General features: G+C 70.5%; 1 protein-coding gene. It reads right to left on the minus strand.

Features of this window, described 5'->3' with window-relative positions; all coding sequences use genetic code 11:
* Window positions 1–810: MFS transporter (locus CCN37_RS38550; RefSeq protein WP_143262095.1), on the minus strand; the 810-nt coding region annotated here is incomplete at both ends.

Genomic DNA, 810 nt, shown 5'->3' on the forward strand with positions numbered 1-810 from the left:
GTCCCGAGACGACGGCCATGACGGTGAACACCCAGACCGGGCCGGCCTGGTCGAAGATGGTGCCGATGGCGAACACGCCGACGGGGGCGGCGATCATCGACATGAACATCACGGCACCGAGGACCCGGCCCTGCGCCTTGTCCGGGACCATCGCCGCGAGGTAGGCGAGGAACAGGGCGCTGGTGATGGGCCCGCGCAGGAACACGCAGGCGACGATGACGCCGAGCGGGACGAGCCCGGAGACGTTGGCGAGCAGCACGGCGGCCACCGGGCCGATCCACGCGGCGGTCAGGAAGAGCTTGGCCGGTGCGACCCTCTTGATGACCGGGCCCGCGATGAGCGAGCCGACCAGACCGCCGACGCCGGCGATGGACAGCAGCATGCCGGTGAAGCTCGCGGAGGCGCCCCGGCTCTCGGCGGTGGCGATGAGTGCGAGGAAGACGCCGGAGTGGGTGAACGCCATGTTCGAGCCCATGATCCAGACGATCAGCAGTCGCAGCACCGGCTGGCGCGCCAGGATCCGGAAGCCCTCGGCCGTGTTGCGCTTCTCCCCGGGGGCGAGCTGCTCCACCTTCATCGGCTTGCGGATGAACAGCAGCAGGATCGTGGAGACGAGGAAGCCGACGGCCGCGCTCAGGAACGGGAAGGCGCGCGCCACGCCGAAGAGGGTGCCGCCGACGGGCGGGCCGCCCATGGTCGCGGCGAAGTAGCGGATCTGGTTCTGGGCGGTGGCCTGGGTGAGCTGGGACGGCGGGACGAGCTGCTTGATCGCGGCGAGACCGGTCGGGTTGGAGATGCCGAGACAGGCGG

This window comes from Allokutzneria sp. NRRL B-24872 (assembly GCF_002155965.1).
GTDB lineage: Bacteria > Actinomycetota > Actinomycetes > Mycobacteriales > Pseudonocardiaceae > Allokutzneria.